The organism is Opitutus sp. (assembly GCA_024998815.1).
GTDB lineage: Bacteria > Verrucomicrobiota > Verrucomicrobiia > Opitutales > Opitutaceae > Rariglobus.
In genome coordinates this window covers 633,789-650,735 of the sequence record JACEUQ010000002.1, presented here as the reverse complement: position 1 = coordinate 650,735, position 16,947 = coordinate 633,789, and the positions used below count along the sequence as shown (strand labels likewise).

General features: G+C 61.4%; 15 protein-coding genes and 2 pseudogenes. 9 read left to right on the top strand and 8 right to left on the bottom strand.

Annotation, left to right across the window (positions count from 1 at the left end; translation table 11 throughout):
• Positions 1-24 precede the first annotated feature (24 nt).
• The 3 genes from H2170_10585 to H2170_10575 are packed head-to-tail and all read left to right on the top strand — an operon-like array spanning position 25 to position 2,341.
• The gene (locus tag H2170_10585; GenBank protein ID MCS6300527.1) at positions 25-987 is read left to right on the top strand and encodes a cbb3-type cytochrome c oxidase subunit I; all 963 of its coding nucleotides are present in this window, start codon (positions 25-27) and stop codon (positions 985-987) included.
• Positions 984-1,667 carry a cbb3-type cytochrome c oxidase subunit II gene (locus H2170_10580; GenBank protein ID MCS6300526.1) on the top strand — a complete coding sequence of 228 codons (684 nt, stop codon included), beginning with the start codon at positions 984-986 and terminating at the stop codon, positions 1,665-1,667. The genes H2170_10585 and H2170_10580 overlap by 4 nt, the downstream gene beginning before the upstream one ends.
• The gene (locus H2170_10575) at positions 1,664-2,341 is read left to right on the top strand and encodes a cytochrome c (GenBank protein MCS6300525.1); all 678 of its coding nucleotides are present in this window, start codon (positions 1,664-1,666) and stop codon (positions 2,339-2,341) included. The genes H2170_10580 and H2170_10575 overlap by 4 nt, the downstream gene beginning before the upstream one ends.
• Positions 2,342-2,802: 461 nt before the next feature.
• On the opposite strand, the pseudogene H2170_10570 reads toward H2170_10575, so the two are convergent.
• The 8 genes and pseudogenes from H2170_10570 to H2170_10535 all read right to left on the bottom strand — a co-directional run bounded on the left by H2170_10570 (position 2,803) and on the right by H2170_10535 (position 11,634).
• Positions 2,803-3,538: pseudogene (locus tag H2170_10570) on the bottom strand (ATP-binding protein).
• A pseudogene (locus H2170_10565) lies at positions 3,520-5,041 on the bottom strand (IS21 family transposase). Before H2170_10565 ends, H2170_10570 begins: the two co-directional pseudogenes overlap by 19 nt.
• Positions 5,038-5,397 carry a hypothetical protein gene (locus H2170_10560; GenBank protein MCS6300524.1) on the bottom strand — a complete coding sequence of 120 codons (360 nt, stop codon included), beginning with the start codon at positions 5,395-5,397 and terminating at the stop codon, positions 5,038-5,040. Before H2170_10560 ends, H2170_10565 begins: the two are co-directional and overlap by 4 nt.
• 893 nt (positions 5,398-6,290) lie before the next feature.
• The gene (locus H2170_10555; protein MCS6300523.1) at positions 6,291-6,812 is read right to left on the bottom strand and encodes a chemotaxis protein CheD; all 522 of its coding nucleotides are present in this window, start codon (positions 6,810-6,812) and stop codon (positions 6,291-6,293) included.
• Positions 6,813-6,819: 7 nt separating this feature from the next.
• The gene (locus tag H2170_10550; protein ID MCS6300522.1) at positions 6,820-8,091 is read right to left on the bottom strand and encodes a response regulator; all 1,272 of its coding nucleotides are present in this window, start codon (positions 8,089-8,091) and stop codon (positions 6,820-6,822) included.
• Entirely contained in the window at positions 8,088-9,254 is a 1,167-nt protein-coding gene (locus H2170_10545) for a chemotaxis response regulator protein-glutamate methylesterase (GenBank protein MCS6300521.1), read from the bottom strand. The genes H2170_10550 and H2170_10545 overlap by 4 nt, the downstream gene beginning before the upstream one ends.
• An 8-nt stretch (positions 9,255-9,262) precedes the next feature.
• Positions 9,263-10,093, bottom strand: coding sequence for a protein-glutamate O-methyltransferase (locus H2170_10540; GenBank protein MCS6300520.1), 831 nt, complete (start codon positions 10,091-10,093; stop codon positions 9,263-9,265).
• 224 nt (positions 10,094-10,317) lie between these two features.
• Complete coding sequence (locus tag H2170_10535) at positions 10,318-11,634, bottom strand: bifunctional ornithine acetyltransferase/N-acetylglutamate synthase (GenBank protein MCS6300519.1); 1,317 nt, start codon at positions 11,632-11,634, stop codon at positions 10,318-10,320.
• A gap of 461 nt (positions 11,635-12,095) precedes the next feature.
• Between H2170_10535 and argB the strand changes: the two genes are divergently transcribed.
• From argB to H2170_10505, 6 genes are all read left to right on the top strand, one after another.
• Positions 12,096-12,980 (top strand): acetylglutamate kinase, encoded by an 885-nt coding sequence (gene argB / locus H2170_10530; protein MCS6300518.1) that lies wholly within the window; start codon positions 12,096-12,098, stop codon positions 12,978-12,980.
• A gap of 231 nt (positions 12,981-13,211) precedes the next feature.
• Positions 13,212-14,432 (top strand): aspartate aminotransferase family protein, encoded by a 1,221-nt coding sequence (locus tag H2170_10525; protein MCS6300517.1) that lies wholly within the window; start codon positions 13,212-13,214, stop codon positions 14,430-14,432.
• Positions 14,433-14,689: 257 nt separating this feature from the next.
• A complete protein-coding gene (locus tag H2170_10520; protein ID MCS6300516.1) occupies positions 14,690-15,436 on the top strand; it encodes a M48 family metallopeptidase in 747 nt (248 codons plus the stop codon).
• Positions 15,437-15,596: 160 nt separating this feature from the next.
• Complete coding sequence (locus H2170_10515) at positions 15,597-16,337, top strand: BON domain-containing protein (GenBank protein MCS6300515.1); 741 nt, start codon at positions 15,597-15,599, stop codon at positions 16,335-16,337.
• A gap of 217 nt (positions 16,338-16,554) precedes the next feature.
• The gene (locus H2170_10510; protein MCS6300514.1) at positions 16,555-16,758 is read left to right on the top strand and encodes a DUF3185 family protein; all 204 of its coding nucleotides are present in this window, start codon (positions 16,555-16,557) and stop codon (positions 16,756-16,758) included.
• 18 nt (positions 16,759-16,776) lie between these two features.
• The gene (locus H2170_10505) at positions 16,777-16,935 is read left to right on the top strand and encodes a DUF1328 domain-containing protein (GenBank protein ID MCS6300513.1); all 159 of its coding nucleotides are present in this window, start codon (positions 16,777-16,779) and stop codon (positions 16,933-16,935) included.
• Positions 16,936-16,947: the final 12 nt, after the last annotated feature.

The window sequence follows — 16,947 nt, the reverse complement described above, 5'->3', positions numbered from 1 at the left end:
CGGCTTGGTCGTTCGTGGTATTCCGTGCCGGGCGTTCACAACAAACTGTTTGCCTCCCAATGGTATCTTTTTGTTGCCCTGCTCGCCTTCCCTTGGATTTACGCGATCGCCCAGGTCATGCTGGTGTTCGTTCCAGTTCGCGGAACCGTGCAATCGGTCATTCAAGCCTGGTTCGCGGGTAACCTCTTCTTGCTCTGGTTCGCCTCAATCGCTTTGGCCGCGATTTACTACTTCCTGCCAAAGCTGCTGCAAAAGCCCGTTTCCAGCTACTACCTCGCCTCCACCGGTTTTTGGTGGCTGGTGGTGTTTGGCAGCTGGGCGGGCATCGCTCGCCTGATCGGTGGTCCGGTTCCCGCTTGGGTGCAAACCTTCGGCGCCGCCGCCAGCTTCATGCTGCTCGTCCCGTTGTTCATTTTTGTGCTGAACTTCCTTGGCTCCTTTGCAGGGAATTGGTCTTCATTAAAAAACAGTTATCCGCTGCGCTTCATTGCCTTCGGTGTGTTTTCACTGCTGCTGGTGTTGTTGGCGTGGGTTGCCGGTGCACTCCACGGCTTCGCGGCCATCACCCAATTCACCTACTTCACCGCCGCTGAGGCTCAGCTCGGCTACTACGGGTTCTTTAGCATGGTGATCTTTGGTGCACTTTACGTCCTTGTGCCGCGTGTGTTTGCCACGGCCTGGGCCAACGACGCCTTGATCGGCGTGCACTTCGTCGCCTCAGCAATCGGCGTGACGTTGGTGGTCGGTTCACTGGCGGTCGGCGGCATTAATCAAGGTCTGCAACTCGCGGACGCCTCGGTTGCCTTCACCGCAGTCACCACCGGTACCCTTCCTTACCTTTTCTCGGCCAGCGTCGGTTGCGTACTGATCGCGATTGGCCAACTCGCCTTCGCTATCAACTTCTTCTGGACCCTAGCCAACGCGTCTGCCTGCTGTGTTAGCTCGGTCAAACAATTGCTGTCCGCACAACCGGAGGCCACCCGATGAACCGCGCTCCCTTTTTATTCCTCGGTATTTTCTTGGCCCTCGCCCTCTCTTTTGTCGGCTTGGTGCTAACAAACCAAATCAGCTACGGCGCCTTCGTGACTCATGTCGATGAAGGGGAAGGCAAGGCGTTCCCGTTGCAGGCCCCTGGTCTCGCCGCCCAAGGTAAACTGGTTTATCAAGACCTCGGCTGTGTCTCCTGCCACACTCAGCAAGTTCGCCGCGAAGGATTTGGTTCCGATATTGGTGAAAAGAGCCGCGGTTGGGGTGAGCGTCAGAGTGTGGCCCGTGACTACTTGCGTGAATCCCGCGTCCTGCTGGGTTCGCAACGCATCGGCCCAGATCTGCGCAACTTTGCCGCTCGCAAAAATGCCGATGGTACCGAGCACACAGCCGCCGCGCTTTATGCGTACCTTTACCACCCCCAAGCGGTGGTCAAAACGTCGAACATGCCAGCCTACGCTTACTTGTTCAAAACCCAGCCCATCATTGGCCAGGGTTCGGCCAAGGCCCTCAAGATTCCCGCCGCCGCCGGCTACGAAGTGGTGCCGACGGCGCGCGCTGAGGCGCTTGTCGCTTATCTGCTGAGCCTAAAGGATACCTACGCTTATCCCGAGACTAAGAACGTGTACACCGCTCCTGCGGCCGCTAAGACCCAACCCGCTAAGGAGTCCCATAAATGAGTGCTGATCAGAATCATAACCTCTCCTCCGGACCCGACGGAGCCAGTGACGAAAGCATCCAGCAGGTTCACGCCGAGTTGCTCAATAACAAGAGCGAGCCAGCTGAAGGCTTTAAGCTGATGCCGCTCTTCTTGCTCGGCTTCGTTTCCACGCTGATTTTCGTGACGTGCGTCTATGTGGTCCATTACCGCGCGGGTTTCAGCCCAATGGTGTACGACGAGCGCTTTGACCCGAAGACTGCAGCCGGTAGCGCTAGCAAGGAACTGACTCCTGAGCAAATAGTTGCTGCTGGTAAAAAGTCTTATCAGCAGGTTTGTGCCACGTGCCACCAAGTTTCGGGCATGGGTGTAGCCGGTGTTTATCCTCCCTTGGTCGACTCGGAGTGGGTTACCGGCAATGAAGAGCGTGTGGTGCGCGTGCTCCTGCATGGTCTTAATGGTAACATTGAGGTCCACGGCAAGACTTACAACGGTGCCATGCCTGCCTTCGGCAAGGTCCCCGGTGGTGGTTACAACTGGAACGAGGAGAAGATTTCCCAAGTACTCACCTACATCCGCCAAGAGTGGGGTAATAAAGCTGAACCGATCACCAAGGCCAAGGTCGCCGAGGTATTGGCCAAAGAGGCTTCCCGCGCCAAACCCTGGACTGCTCCGGAGTTAGAACCGTTTAAGTAAGAGGTTACTTACAGTTAAAAACCCGGTCATGATCGACCGGGTTTTTTTGTGCGTTTAGAAAAACGTTTTTGGGGTGACTCCTCGTGGTCATTCGAGCGACGAGTGGGGGCCAAATTAGTATTTAGAAAGCCACACTGCTTGGAACTTATGAGGTCTCGCTGGGGAGAAGTTATGCAAAGTTTACTTGCTAGTGGATATGAATTAGGGGGGGATTACAAAGGCTCGTGCCATTTCCATTTATGTCATACCTCAGTTCACTACCCCTAATTGCGGTTACTGGCGGCGCCGTCGCCAGTGCCGGTGAAAGTGCGATAAAACTCAGCCTCGCCTGGGTCGATTACCTCATCATTGGCGTTTATTTGTGAGCGGCGGCGCGAACACCGTCTATTTCTGGCGGTTACAAAATCACCTGTCGTAAAAGCCGATGACCGGCCCCGCCAGGGGCCGATCATCAGGCCCGGTCAGCTTGCAGGTTCGTCGGCTAGGCGGTCTTTCATGCGGTAGGATTTGCCCTCGATGACGACGGTCTGGGCCCGGTGCAGTAGGCGGTCCAGGATCGCCGCGGTGATGCCAGCGTCGTTGTTAAAGATCCCTGCCCAGTGTTTGTAGGCCTTGTTGGTGGTGACGATCAGCGAGCCGCGTTCGTAGCGTTGGCTGACGATCTGGAAGAGCAGGTCGGCCCCCGACTTGTCGAGCGGCAGGTAGCCGACCTCATCGAGCACGAGCACCGCAGGGGTCATGTAACGCTTTCAACTCGGCTTGCAACCGGTGCAGGGACTGGGCGGTGACCAGGGCGTTGATCGCGTCCACCGCCGTCGTAAACAGCACCGTGTAACCCGCCTGGCAGGCCGCGTAGCCCAACGCGCTCGCGAGGATGTGTCTTTACCGAGCCCCACACCACCGCAAAACACCGCGTTGGTGCGCTCCTTGACAAAGCCCAGTTCGAAGAGGTGCCGCACCTGCGCTTCGTTCAACTCCTTGGGCCAGTCCCACTGGAACTGGTCGACGGTTTTCTTGACCGGGAAGCGCGCCTGCCTGGATACGCCGCTCCAGCGCCCGGATCTGGCGGTCCTGGGTCTCGGCCTGCACCAGTCGGCGTAAAAATTCGGCGTGCGAACAGCGCGCCTTGGCCGCCTCGGCGGTCAGTTCGCCGTGGTGACGCAACAGGTAACCGAGTTTCAGATACTTAAGCTGGATCTTTTAATAAATCGGGTTTTTTCGGGTTCTGTTTTCATAGAGGTATAGGGGCTTAAATCCGGGGGACACAGTTCGAGTTCCAACGCGGCCACCGCGTCGGCGCGGGTGAGGTGGATCGGCCCGGCTTGCGGCAAGGCCCGCGCGCGTTGTTCGAGCAAGTTGAGGATGTAATCGCTGGAGTAGGCGCCGAGTTCATGGGCGCTTTCGATCGCCCGGCCGACTGCCTCCGTTCCATACAGGGCCACCAAACCCACGATAGTCGCCAGGTGGTGTCCCGCGTTGAGCCGGCGCTCCTCCAGCCCCCGTTGGTAGGCGGGTGCCGCCGGGCTCAGTTCCAAAAACCGTAGCCGCAGGCGCTGCCGCGCCCCCTGCCGTTTGCGCTCCTCGAGTTCGCGCACATGCTCGGGGTTTTCCACATCGGCGCGGCGGGCAAAACTGCGGGCATGCTCGGCCACCAGGGTGCGGTCCGCATAAAACCTCACCTGCGCCCCCTCGATCTGCGCGGTGAGTAGCGCCCCGGCAAACTTCGTGGGCACCGAGTAGCGGTTCGTTTCGATACTCACCCGGCACCGCCGCGACGCCCGCACGCTTAAGGTGCGCACCGCCGGACTGGCCACCGGGTTAAGCGGCAGGAGCGCAGCGCGCTCCTCGGGCAGCCGGTCCACCGGCCGGCCCTGGGTTTCAGCGTGAACGCGCACGTTGGCCACCGTTTCCAGCCACAAGCTGGCGGCCGGCCCCAGCTCGGTAAACCCAGTTCATCTGCCTCCCGCCAAGGAAGCTTTTTTTCACGTAACCCACCGCGTTTTCCACCATGCCCTTGGACTGCGGATGCCCCGGCCCGCACGCTTTTATCGTAAACCCGTAGTGCCGGGCAAAGTCCAGGTACTGGGCGTTGTACACCGGGTCGGTCCCGGGCACATGCGAGAGGACGGCCGTCTTGCAGTTGTCCACCATCACCTCGCGCGGCACCCCGCCGAGTTTTTCAAAGGCGCGCCGGTGACAGCCCAGCCACCACTCCTGGCCCTGCCCGAGGGTAAATTCCACATGCAGGAACCGGCTGTACCCCAAAACCATGACGAAAAAACTTAAAGCCCGCCGGGTGCCGTCCACCTCCACCGAGCCAAAGCTGCCCCAGTCCACCTGCGCGGTCTGGCCGGGGGCGAACTTGAGGGTAAGAAACGCCTCCAGGTTCCGCGGCCGCACCCGCCGCACGTAGTCTTTCAAAATTGAATACCCGCCCGTGTACCCCCGCTCGCGCACCTTTTGCCAGAGCTGCATGGCGGTGAACGGATGGGCCTCCAGCCACCGCGCGATCGCCGGCTTGTGCACGTCGAGCTTGCTTGGCCTAGGCACCTGCGCGGCCTGGCTGCGCGCGTACTTTTCCTGCGCCTGCCAGCGCCTCACCGTCTGCACGTGCAACTGGAGCGAGCGGGCGATTTGCGGCGCACTGTGTCCGGCCGCCTCCGCCTGTTTTATCCGGCAATACAGTTCGTAATTGATCACGCCCCCACCTCCCGGCTCGGCGACGGCGTTACCGCCAGCGTGTGCGTTGGCCTGCCCTGGTCCAAGGAGAGCACCTGGTAAAGTGGCGCGGCGTAGGCGATCACCCCGGCCTCGATTAACTGCCGGCGCGCCTCGACCAGGCCGTCCTCGCTGAGCGTGAGCAGCCGGGCCAGGGTGCGCGTGGCGTAGTAACTCAGCCCGTCGGCGTCGCCCACGGTGACCAGGACCAGATAGAGGCCCCAGGCGGGGGCACTGGCCCGCCCCAGGTAATTGCCCCGCACCAGCCGGTGGTCCAGCCAGCTAAACTGGGCCGGCGTGCGCCGGAGTTGTTCGCGATCGATCGGTTGTTTTTGCATAATCGGGCGGCTGGACGTCGATGCCCAGGATCACCCGCCCCCGGGATTGCAGGTGTCGCAGCATGGGTTCGAGGTCCTCTTGTAACGTCACTCCGGCGAACTGCGCGATAAGCCCCACGAGCACAGGGTTTTGCGACTCCCATCTGTCTTGTAACGGCACGCAGGGATTCGGTAACGCCACCTCGGCGACCGGCTCGGCTTTAGGCTGGTGCACAACGGATTGCGTAGTTGGGATGTCTTGTAACGCCACCCGCCGTCGCGGCCCCCTCCGCCTTGAGTACCCCGGATTGGCCTTCCGCCACTCCTGCACCCGTTGGACATTTTCTGGGCCTTTCCAGTGGTCGAGGTTCTCCGGCTTCGCCAACCATTTGGCCTGACTGGCCGCCCGGCTCGCCCGTCGGCATCCCGGCTTCCCGCAGTAGCGCTGACGCTCGCGGTTATGCGCGTCGGGCAGAAAGAAATCGGCACAGTGCAAACACTTGCGTGAACCGGTTGGATGCATCGCTGTGCATCCGCCAAGCGTCCCGCCGGTTCAATCTCCACCCATTCGCATCCCCCATATCCCCAGCCGGACAGGGAAGAAAACCCACCCACTGAAGAAGAGTTTCACTCTTTAAAATGGGAAGAAGATCCACCGAAGAAGAAGTGAATTCCTAACCGCCAGAAATAGACGCTTTCCCGCTCGCCGCTCACACTTTAAACGGAATACTGGCGTCACGAAGATTCCACTCAGGCGTCAGGAGGTCTGAGTCTGCTCCGCGCCTACGCAGCCAAGACCCCGAAGCAGACTGGAAGTCTGCGCTACTTTTCCCGCCAAGCACGGACGACGCGGAGGTCGACCCCTGGGGGATCGCAACTCGGACCGGAGCAAACGCGCGGAACGTGCCCCGGCCTTAGGCCAGCGACACCGTGATCGTGCGGTCGGGCAGCTTGATGGTCAGCATGCCCGTGCCGACGTCCAAGTGGAGCGTGCGGTTGACTGTGCCGCCCACTTCGCCGCCCGCCAGTCGGCAACCGTACACAGCGAGCATTTTCCTCACCGCCACCACGTTGCGCTCACCAATCTTAAAACTATCCGGCCCCGACAAAACCGAGGCGCCGCCAGCCATAAATAAGTTGATCCGCGCCCGTTGCGCCCGCACGCCGTTGAGCGCGTTAAACAGCGCCGGTATCCCCGTGTCGGCGAACATCGCCGGTTTTTCCGCCGCCTTTGCCGGTGAAAGCGAGGATTCGGGCAGCATCAGGTGCAACAAGCCGCCTGCTTTGGCCGCGGGGTCGTAGGCCACCAGTCCGATACAGGAGCCGAGCGCGTAGGTGCTCAGGGTCGCTTGAAGTTGGCTGGCAACCGCCAGCTCGGCGACCCCGACGACGATGCGCTGGGCAAAAATACTGGCAATGGTGGGTGAGCCGGCCATGGGGTTTTTAGGAGTAAACCAGCAGGCGTTGGCTGATCGGGGCCATCAGGTTGTGGCTGCGGATCTTGGCAATCATGCCGACGTTGAGCGGCTGGCCTTCGCTGACCAGCAGCAACCCGTGCGGGCTGTAAATGCCGCTGGCCAACACCATGCCCGCCTTGAGGTCTTCGAGCATCACTTCGCGCACACTGCGCGGCAGCGGTTGCAGGCGCGTGGTGGTGCGGAACAGTCGGATCGCCTCCGGATCGAGCTCTTTGCCCGATTGGGCGGCAATCGCCTCCAGCGCCTGATCGGTGGGCAGGCTCGATTCGACGAAGGCCACCGCGACCGCCAGGCAGCGCGCCGTCCACGGGATGGCCTGTTGAGCCAGACCGTCGGGGAAGCCGCTGCCATCGAAGTGCTCGTGGTGCGCGCGAATGGTTTCGCCGACCAAGGGGCGACCATCGATGTGGGCGGCCAGGGTTTGGCTGTAAACGGGGTGGTTGTGGATACCCGCCAGCTCGCGCTCGCTGAGCTTTTCGGGTTCGCGGCGGAACAGTCGGTAAACTTCGCGGGAAACGCCAATCAGACCGAGATCGCACAGCCAAGCGCTGGTTTTGAGGGCTTCGCGCTGTTCAGGTGTAAAGTGCTCGGATACCGCCATTTGGTTGGCGATGGCAGCGACGGCTTGGGTTTGGCCGGCGAGCATCGGGTCGTAGGTGGCCAAGATGCGGCTGCACAATTCCAGCGATAAATCGTAGCGGCGACCCAGCTCCAGGTTGGCTTTGTCCAGCGAGCGGCGCTGCTGTTCGAGTGTGGCCACTTGCGTGGCGAGGGCGGCGTTGGCCTGCGACAGCTTGGCGTTGAGCTCGGAGGATTCGGCCAGCAGGCGCTGGTTTTGGGTCAGCAGTTCGTAGCGATTGGAGGCATTGCGCACGGTGACAATGAGCTCCTCACGCAGCCAAGGTTTGGCCAGAAAGCGGTAAATTTCTCCCCGGTTAATCGCCTCCACCAACGTGGGTAGCGAAAGCACGGCGGTGACCAAAATGCGCGTGGCTTGGGGCTGGATGCGCTGGCACTCGACGAGGAAATCCATGCCCGACATCGACGGCATGAGGTGGTCGGAAATGATGACGCCGAAGGCGCGCTCTTGCAGCAGGTCGATGGCGCGGCGCGGGTCGGTGGTGGTGACCACATGGAATTGCTGGCGTTCGAGCACTTCCTTGAGGCCGGCGAGAACGCGAGGCTCGTCGTCGACGACGAGCAGGGTGTGGGCGGTGGTGGAGTCGTGCTTAATCATTTATTTAAAATAGGTTGCCCGCTCAGGCGGACGATGTGGGCGGCGATGGTGTCGAGGGGGAGTTGGACGGCGGAACCGCCCTGATCCCAAGCTTCTTTGGGCATGCCGTAAACCACGCAGCTGGCCTCGTCTTGTGAGAAGGTGGTCGCACCGGCTTTGCGCAGGCGCAGCAGGCCCTCGGCGCCGTCCTTGCCCATGCCCGTAAGTACCCCGCCGATCACGTGCGGGCAATGCGCCTGGGGCACCGATTTGAACAAAATGTCGACTGCGGGGCGTTGATGCCAGACGGGCGCGCCGGAGTTGAGTTCGGCGCGGTAACCCGTTCCGGTCCAACGCACCAGCAGGTGGTAGCCGCCCGGGGCGACCAGCGCGATGCCAGGCGGGAGGAGTTCGCCGTCGACGGCCTCGCGCACGGGGAATGCGCACAGGGAGTTGAGGCGGTCCGCAAACGCCTTGGAAAAGTGGGCCGGGATGTGTTGAACGATGGCGATGGGAGGTAGGCCGGCGGGCAAACCGACCATGACTTCGCGCAAGGCCTCGGTGCCGCCAGTGGAGGCGCCCAAAACGATGAGGCGGCGCGGGTCGCCCCGGTAGGCGGTTTCGATGTGGGCGCGCGGCGGCGCAAGCGGGGTAATGACACGGGCTTGGGGGGCGGCCATGCTGGCGGCGACGCCGATCTTGGGCGCGGGTACAGTTGCATTCACGCTTGGGTTCGCGCTGGCGGGAGCGTTCGCGGGGGCCGCACTCGGACGGCGCAGGCGCGCGCGTGAGGCCGCTTTGATCGCGTGGATGAGCTGCGGGCCGAGGTCGCCAAAGCTGAAGGAGCCACCGGGTTTGGCCAACACCTCGACTGCGCCCAGACGCAGGGCTTCCATCGCCTTTTGCGAGCCTTGTTGGGTTAACGAACTCATCATCACCACCGGCAGCGGGTGTTCGCGCATGAGGATACCCAGAAACGTAAGCCCATCCATGCGCGGCATTTCGACGTCCAAGGTGATGACGTCGGGCTTGAGTTCGAGGATGCGGTCCTTGGCGATAAACGGGTCGGTCGCGGTGCCCACCACGACGATGCCGGGATCGGTGCTGAGCGCCTGGGTCACCAGACGGCGCACGACTGCGGAGTCGTCGACGATGAGCACCTTGATGGGGCGGGGGGCTTCCATGCGGCAAATCAGGCCAACGGCTTCTGGTAGGTGGCGGCGCGGATTAGTTTTAACCCGTGGTTGATGCCGGTGAGGCTCTCGGAGTGGCCAACCATCAGGTACCCACCCGGCACGAGGCGTGCCTTGAGGCGGTTGATCAGCTCCTCCTGCGTGGCCCGGTCAAAGTAGATCATAACGTTGCGGCAAAAGATGATGTGGAACGGCTCGTTGAACGGCGGTTGACCCTCCAGCAGGTTGAGTTGGCTGAAGCGCACGGTGTCGCGGATGGCGGCTTTCACGCGGTAGAGACCTGCTTGTTCGCCGAAACCGGTCTGGAAATAAGCTTTGGCGGTGGCCGGGGGGATGCGCGAGACGGTTTCCGAGGAGTAAATTCCAGCTTTGGCCTTGGCGAGGATGCGCGTGGAGATGTCGGTGGCCTCGAACTGGCGTGGCCAGGACGGCGGGTGGGCGTTGAAATATTCGTCGAGGGCGATGGCCACCGAATAGACCTCTTCGCCGCTGGAACTGGCGGCGCTCCAGACGCGCAAGGTGGGCCACGACTCCTTTTGTCGGCGGCGGGCTAAGTCAGGCAGGATGATCTCCTTAAGTGCGGTGAAATGGCCGTCTTCGCGGAAGAAATAGGTGTGGTTGGTGGAGATGACGTCGATCAGGTTGCCCAGTTCCTCGGCGCCGGCGGGGGTGCGCAGTAGATCGCAGTAATCGCTGATGGTTGCTTTGCCGGTGGCGCGCAGGCGTTTACCGAGGCGGGCGCTGACCAGCTCCTGCTTGTCTTCGCCGAGGTTGATGCGGCTGTTTTTGTAAACGATGTCGCGGATGAACTGATAATCTTTGGCGAGCATGATGAAGTCATGGGGATATCGGCGCGTTGGCGGAAAAATGAACCCGCAGACGCCAAATCGCGGGAATTTTTATTTTTCCGGCCTGATTTCTAGCCGCTAATTCCAGTGAGCGATCAAAAAGACAGGTGGAGTCAGGCGGCGCGTTTGCCGAAAAATTGTGGCCCTGAGCGTGAGCTCAGGAACCCTGCGCTCACGCGCAAGGCCACGGGGAGTGAGGCGTTACGTTAACTGCGGTAATCCGCGTTTTCGCTCACGTATTCATGCGTGAGGTCGCCGCCGAACACCGTCGCTTCCGCCGTGCCCGAGCCGAGGTCCACCTCGATCTCAACGCAGCGCTCGTGCGGCGGGTAATCCACCGTCGCACTGAAAATACCGTCCGCCGTCGGCTTGCTCACGTAAAGTTCGGCGTGCTTGAGGTGCTCCACCAACGCCTTTTCCTTGTCTGGATTCAGGCGGAACGCCCCTTCCGCGAAAATCTCCACGCCGCCGATACTCGCCCGCAGTTGGGACAAATCCGTATCCGGCGCATGGGCACCGACGTGTTTGCCAATCGCTTGCACGAGGCGGCCCACGTTGGGGTCGTTGCCCGCAACCGCACATTTAAAGAGCGGCGCGTTGACGATCGCCTTGCCCAGCGCAACCGCCAGCGACGGGGTGGCGGCTTTTTTAACCACCACACGAATGACGTGGCGCACGCCCTCGCCGTTGCGCACCACATCCTCGGCCAGATCGCGGCACACCTGGGTCAGCGCCGCCTCGAAGCCGGCCAGGTCGTCGCAGGGCACCGCACTCGACGACACCAGCGCAACCGTGTCGGAGGTGCTCGTGTCGCTGTCGACACTGATGCGGTTAAACGTGGCATCGACGGCGCGTTTGAGCACGGCGCGCAACGTGTCGCGCGGCACGGCCAGATCGGTCAGCAGGTAAACGAGCATCGTGGCCATGTTGGGCTCGATCATGCCGGCGCCCTTGGCGATGCCCACGATCCGGCCCGCGCCGACTTGGGCGCTGCGGATTTTGGGATAAAGGTCAGTGGTCACGATGCCCTCGGCGGCGGGCAGGATGGAGCCGGCGGCGAGCGCGGCGGCGGCCTGCGGCAGGTGGGCAATGATGTCTTCGGCGGGCAACCCCCAGCCGATCACGCCGGTGGAACACGGCAGCACCGCGGTGGCGGGCAAGCCGAGCAGGCGGGCGGTCTCGGCGCACACGCGCTGCGAGGTCTCGACGCCGCCGGGCGCGCAGACGTTGGAAATCTTGTTGTTGATGATGATCGCGCCGAGCACCGGTTCGCCGAGGCGCTGGCGGCCCACGATGATGGGCGCCCCTGGAAAGGCGTTTTTGGTGAACATCGCCGCGAAGTCCGCCGTGGGCTGGTCGAGCGCGATGAGCGTGAGCGTCATCTTGGCGGGTTTGGGTGCCTCCTTCGGCATGAAATCGAAGCGCGTGGTGCCGACGCGGAATCCGCGCGGCAGGGCGGCTTGAGTGGTGAGCCAGGCGCGGTGTTCCGCGCACGAGGAAAAGGTAAGGGCGGTGCTAGACACGCGTCCACAAGTGGCGCACGGCAGCGCGGAGTGAAGCCGAATGTGCAGTTCAAGCGGTTTAATCAAGGGTGGCCAAGCCCGCGGCAGCCGGAATGGTATCACAGAGAAAATCCGGAGCCCGGACACAGAGGCCACGGAGTCAAACCGTTCAAAATCGGCAACAAGACCAGGAGCAACGAAAGAGTTAACAAGCCAGACCGAGCCCGAGCCGCTCGGCGGTTTTTGAGCCAACGAAGTCGTTGAGGCCTCCCCTGTCTGCGCTCTGTGGGCTGGGCTCCGTGGACTCTGTGTAACCTGCCGAGGTTTGTTTTTCCATCCAACGACTCACCGGAAACGTCGACGAACCCCGAATGTGCAGTTCAAGCGCGCCAATTGTGTGAATTCCTGCGCGCCGCCGAGAAATAAGATGGAAATGCCGCCCGCGCGTGATTTACCCGTGATTAACTTATCCAATCCGCTACGTGAACGTTAACGAAATTACTACCAAGGCCAGAGTGCTTCTCGAAGCCCTACCTTACATCCAAGACTTCCGCGGCTCCACGTTTGTCGTCAAATACGGCGGCAGCTTCATGGACGACCCCGATTCCGAGGTGCGCAACCGCGTCGCCTACGATATCGCGTTCCTTGCAGCAGTGGGAATCAACGTCGTGGTCGTCCACGGTGGTGGCAAGGCCATCACCAAAGCGCTTGAGCTATCCGGTCTTAAATCGCAGTTTGCCCCCAACGGCATGCGCATCACCGACGCGGATACCGTGGGGATTGTTAAAAAAACGCTCGATGAGATCGTCAACAAGGACGTGTGCAACGCCATCTCCCTAGCCAAGGCCAAGGCCAAGGGCCTGGCTGGTGACAGCGTGCTCGTGTGCGAGAAACTCATTGTCGACGACAACGGCAACACCGTTGATCTGGGCTACGTCGGGGAGGTGACTGAGGTGAAGGTGAAGTTGATCAAAAAGGAAATCGCCGATGGTAACATTCCGGTGATTTCGCCGGTCGCCGAGGGTCTCGACGGCAAGCCTTACAACGTGAACGCCGATTTGGTCGCCGGTCGTGTCGCCAGCGCCCTGCGCGCCCGCCGCCTCGTTTACATGAGCGACGTGCCCGGCCTGCTCTCCAACCCGAGCGATCCCGACTCCCTCATTTCCACCCTCAAGGTTTCGCAGGTCGACGACCTCAAAAAGCGCGGCGTCATCGATAAGGGCATGCGCCCAAAGGTGCTCAGCGCCGTGCGCGCCCTGCAAGAAGGCGTCCAGCGCGTGCACTTCATCGACGGCCGCCTCCCGCACTCGCTGCTGCTGGAGATTTTCACCGACAAGGGCATCGGCACCGAAATCGTGCACGGCTAACGTTTGCCGACAAAACGGGGCGGCGCCCGCCGGCGGGGCGCTTATCCCATTCGCGTTCAAGATGAGCTTAATAAACCTGATTCCTTGGGGCGCGAATGCCGTTGGGCAAACACCCTGAGCTCACGCTCAAGGCCACGGTGCGTGTGTTCACAAAGGGTGTGGCCTTGAGCGTGAGCTCAAGGATATCGTCCGCAACTTGAGCGCTAACTCGTGTTACCTATTTCCCAATTTATGAACCGTTCTGATGTCGCTTCCCCGAGCACGGCCGATCTTTACGACGCGCATGTGATGAAAAACTACGGACGTCCCCCGCTCACGCTGGTGCGCGGCAGCGGCTCGTACGTCTGGGACGACCAGGGGCGCAAGTTTCTGGATTTCACCTCGGGGATCGCGGTGTGCGCGCTCGGGCATTGTCACCCGCACTGGGTGGCCGAGGTGCAGCGCCAGGCCGGCGAACTCGTTCACGTGAGCAACCTGTTCCGCAACCCCAATCAGGGTGAGTTGGCGCGGCGGTTGGTCGGTTACGCCGGGCCGGGCCGGGTGTTTTTCTGCAACAGCGGAGCCGAGGCCAACGAAGGGCTGCTCAAGCTGGCACGCCTGCACGGGGCGACCAAGGTCGGTGGCGAAGAGGGCAAGTGTTACAAGGTGATCTGTGCCCAGAGCGCGTTTCACGGCCGCACCTTTGGCGGCATGAGCGCCACCCCGCAGGAGAAAATTCAAAAAGGCTTCCGTCCGCTGGTGCCGGGTTTCGCCTTCGGGGAACTCAATAATTTGGCCTCCTTCGAGGCGCTGATCGACGACACGACGGCCGCGATTTTCGTCGAAACGATTCAGGGCGAGGGCGGAGTTAACCCGGCAACGACCGAGTTTTTGGTGGGCCTGCGCGCGCTGTGCGACCGGCACAACCTGCTGCTGATTTTGGACGAAGTGCAGTGCGGCATTGGGCGCACGGGCAAGTTTTACGCCTTCGAACACGCCGCGGTGAAGCCAGACGCGATCGGCATGGCGAAGGGACTCGGCGGCGGTTTCCCAATTGGGGCGATTTGGACGGGGCCGAAGGCGGCGGAGTTGTTTCAACCCGGCATGCACGGCACGACCTTTGGCGGCACGCCGCTGGCCTGCGCCGCTGGGTTGGCGGTTTTGGATGTGATCGAGCGCGACGGGCTGTTGGCGCACGTCACGCAAGCTGGCGCCGAGTGGCTGGCGGCGCTGAGCGCACTGGCGGCTGAGTTTCCGGCCCAGGTGCTGAAGGTGCGCGGGCGCGGTTTTATGCTCGGTCTCCAGCTCGCCAGCGACCCGGTCCCCTACGTGACGGCGCTGCGCGAAGCCGGATTGTTGGCACCTATGGCCGGCGGCAACGTCGTGCGCCTACTCCCCCCGCTCACCGCGAGCGCCGAGGAACTGGCAAGTAGCGTGGACATCATCCGCAGCGTGCTCGCCGCCAAAGCCTAAGTGTCACCTATTAGGTGACAGATCTGCCGTTACTGCCAAACCAACGAAATACTTCGATCCTTGTAGCCGCGAAAGAACGCAAAGAGCGCATAGAAATACAGGGTTTGTTCTTTGTGCTCCTTGCGTTCTTTTGCGGCTAAACGGCCTTGGTTTTATCCGGCAAGTTCAATGTTACTGCCTAACAGGGTACTCCCGCCCGGCACCGCAAACATCGCTCTGGCGCCGCGCATCGCGATGCGTTTACTCGCCGCTAACCCGTGAGCGCATCCGAGCCATCCAGCCTGTTTGATTTTTTCGCCGACACACCCGCGACCGCAGGCGTCGAGGCGGCACCCGCGCGCCCCGACCTGATCTTCGAGCGCAGCGCCAAGGCCACCCGCTACCGGCTCACCCTCAAAAAGGACGGCACCGCCGTCGCCATTATTCCCCTACGCGGCAACGAGCGTGAGGCCCGCGCCTTCGTCGAGCAGCAGAGCGATTGGCTCGAGCGCGCCCGTGAACGCCAAAAAAGCAAACCGCGCGGTGCCACCGTCTGGACGCTCGGCACCCATGTGCTCTGGCGCGGCGAACTCACCGAGGTGCGCAAAGCCGTCGACGGTGAACGCCCCCAGGTCTGCCTGGCCGCCGACGTGTTCCGCGTCCTCAAGCTCGAAGGCGACCTGCGGCCGACCTTGGAAGCCCACTTCTTGCGCATGGCCAAGGCCGAATTATCCGGGCGCACCTGGGAGTTGGCCGCCGTGACCGGTATGGCGGTGAGCGCCGTGTCGGTGCGTAACCAGCGCACCCGCTGGGGCTCCTGCACCAGCGACGGCGGCATCTCGCTGAACTGGCGCCTGATCCAGACACCTGATCTGGTGCGTGATTACATCATTTACCATGAGCTGATGCACCTGAAGGAGATGAACCACTCCGACCGGTTCTGGGCCCGCGTTGAAGAGGTCTGCCCGGGCTGGCGCGAGGCCGAGTACTGGCTCAAACGCAACGGCTCGCTGCTGGGGCTTTAAGCCTGAGTTCCGGCGTCGGACGGTGGCGGTCCACCCACACGCGGAACAACCCGTATAGGGTCAAGCTACTGCAATAAACGAGGCCCAGGGGGCGCTCTTAAGCGGGCGGCTATCCCATGCCCAGACGCACGCCATCCGCGTAAAGTGGGCGAGTAACCCAATGAAAAAAAACATACTCGCCCTCTCATTATTCGCGCTCAGCCCCCTTCTGGCTTTCGCATCCTCCGAAACGGATCGGAAGATCGAAGACACGGCCAAGGAGTCGTACAACTACCGCACGGTCCTCGAAGATAAAGTGAAGGTGAAGGCCAAGGATGGCGTGGTCACCCTCACCGGCACCGTTCAAGATAAAGACGACAAGGCGCTTGCCTCCGACACGGTCGAGAAAATCCCCGGCGTGACCGGCGTTAAAAACGAAATCGTCGTCAAGGCCCCCTATCCTGAACATTCCGACGCTTGGATCGCCTTCAAGATTCGCGGCCGGTTGCTGATGAAGGCCAACGTCAGCGCCGCCACCACCAAGGTCGCGGTGAATGACGGCATCGTCACCTTGACGGGCACAGCAGATAACGCCGCGCAAAAGGAACTCACTGAGGCTTACGCCAAGGAAATCGACTGGGTGAAATCGGTTAAAAACAACCTCGTTATCAAACCGAAGCCCGCCAGCGATCTGACCCTCGGCGAGAAAATCGACGACGCGTCCATCACCAGCCAAGTGAAGTACGCGCTCATCAGCCACAAATCGACCAGCGCGCTCAAAACCAAAGTGAGCACAACCGATGGTGTTGTGGTAATCACCGGCGAGGCCGCCACCGATGCCGAAAAATCCCTGGTCTCCAAACTCGCGCAAGACGTCCGAGGCGTGAAAGAGGTTACCAACAACATGACCGTAAAGGAGTAATGCCAACGACGGAATCAGTTTAGACTTATCCCCGACATGGGCGAGACGCCCAGGCCACGCTCGGAACTGCTCGACGTGGCACGGGCGTCTCGCCCGTGGGATTTGAGTCTAAACGTATTCTGCTGCTGGAGTAACCCCACCTCCGCTCCCCGCTGAGGACAGGGCCGCTTCGAGCGTTAGCCCGCTGCGGCCCTGTCTTCGCCGAAAGTGCCCCACCATGAACAAAATCATCTCCATCAGCCTGCTCGTCGGAGGCATCATTATGGTCGTCTTCGGCTTCCAAGCCTCCGACTCGATCGGTTCGGGTTTTTCCCGACTATTTACCGGCACCCCAACGGATAAATCAATCTGGCTGCTCATCGGGGGCGCCGCGCTTGCAGTGGTCGGGTTAGTCGGGGTGCTGCGGTTTCCTCGGGACTAATTCAAACTAATCGCCCCCATGCTTAATTACGCCTTCTTGTTTCTCATCATCGCCCTGATCGCAGCAGTGCTCGGATTTGGGGTGATCGCCGGCACCGCGGCGACCATCGCCAAAATCCTTTTTCTGGTCTTTCTGATCTTGTTCATCGCCTCGTTCATTCTCGGAAAACGAAGGTAACTCCTTCGGCAG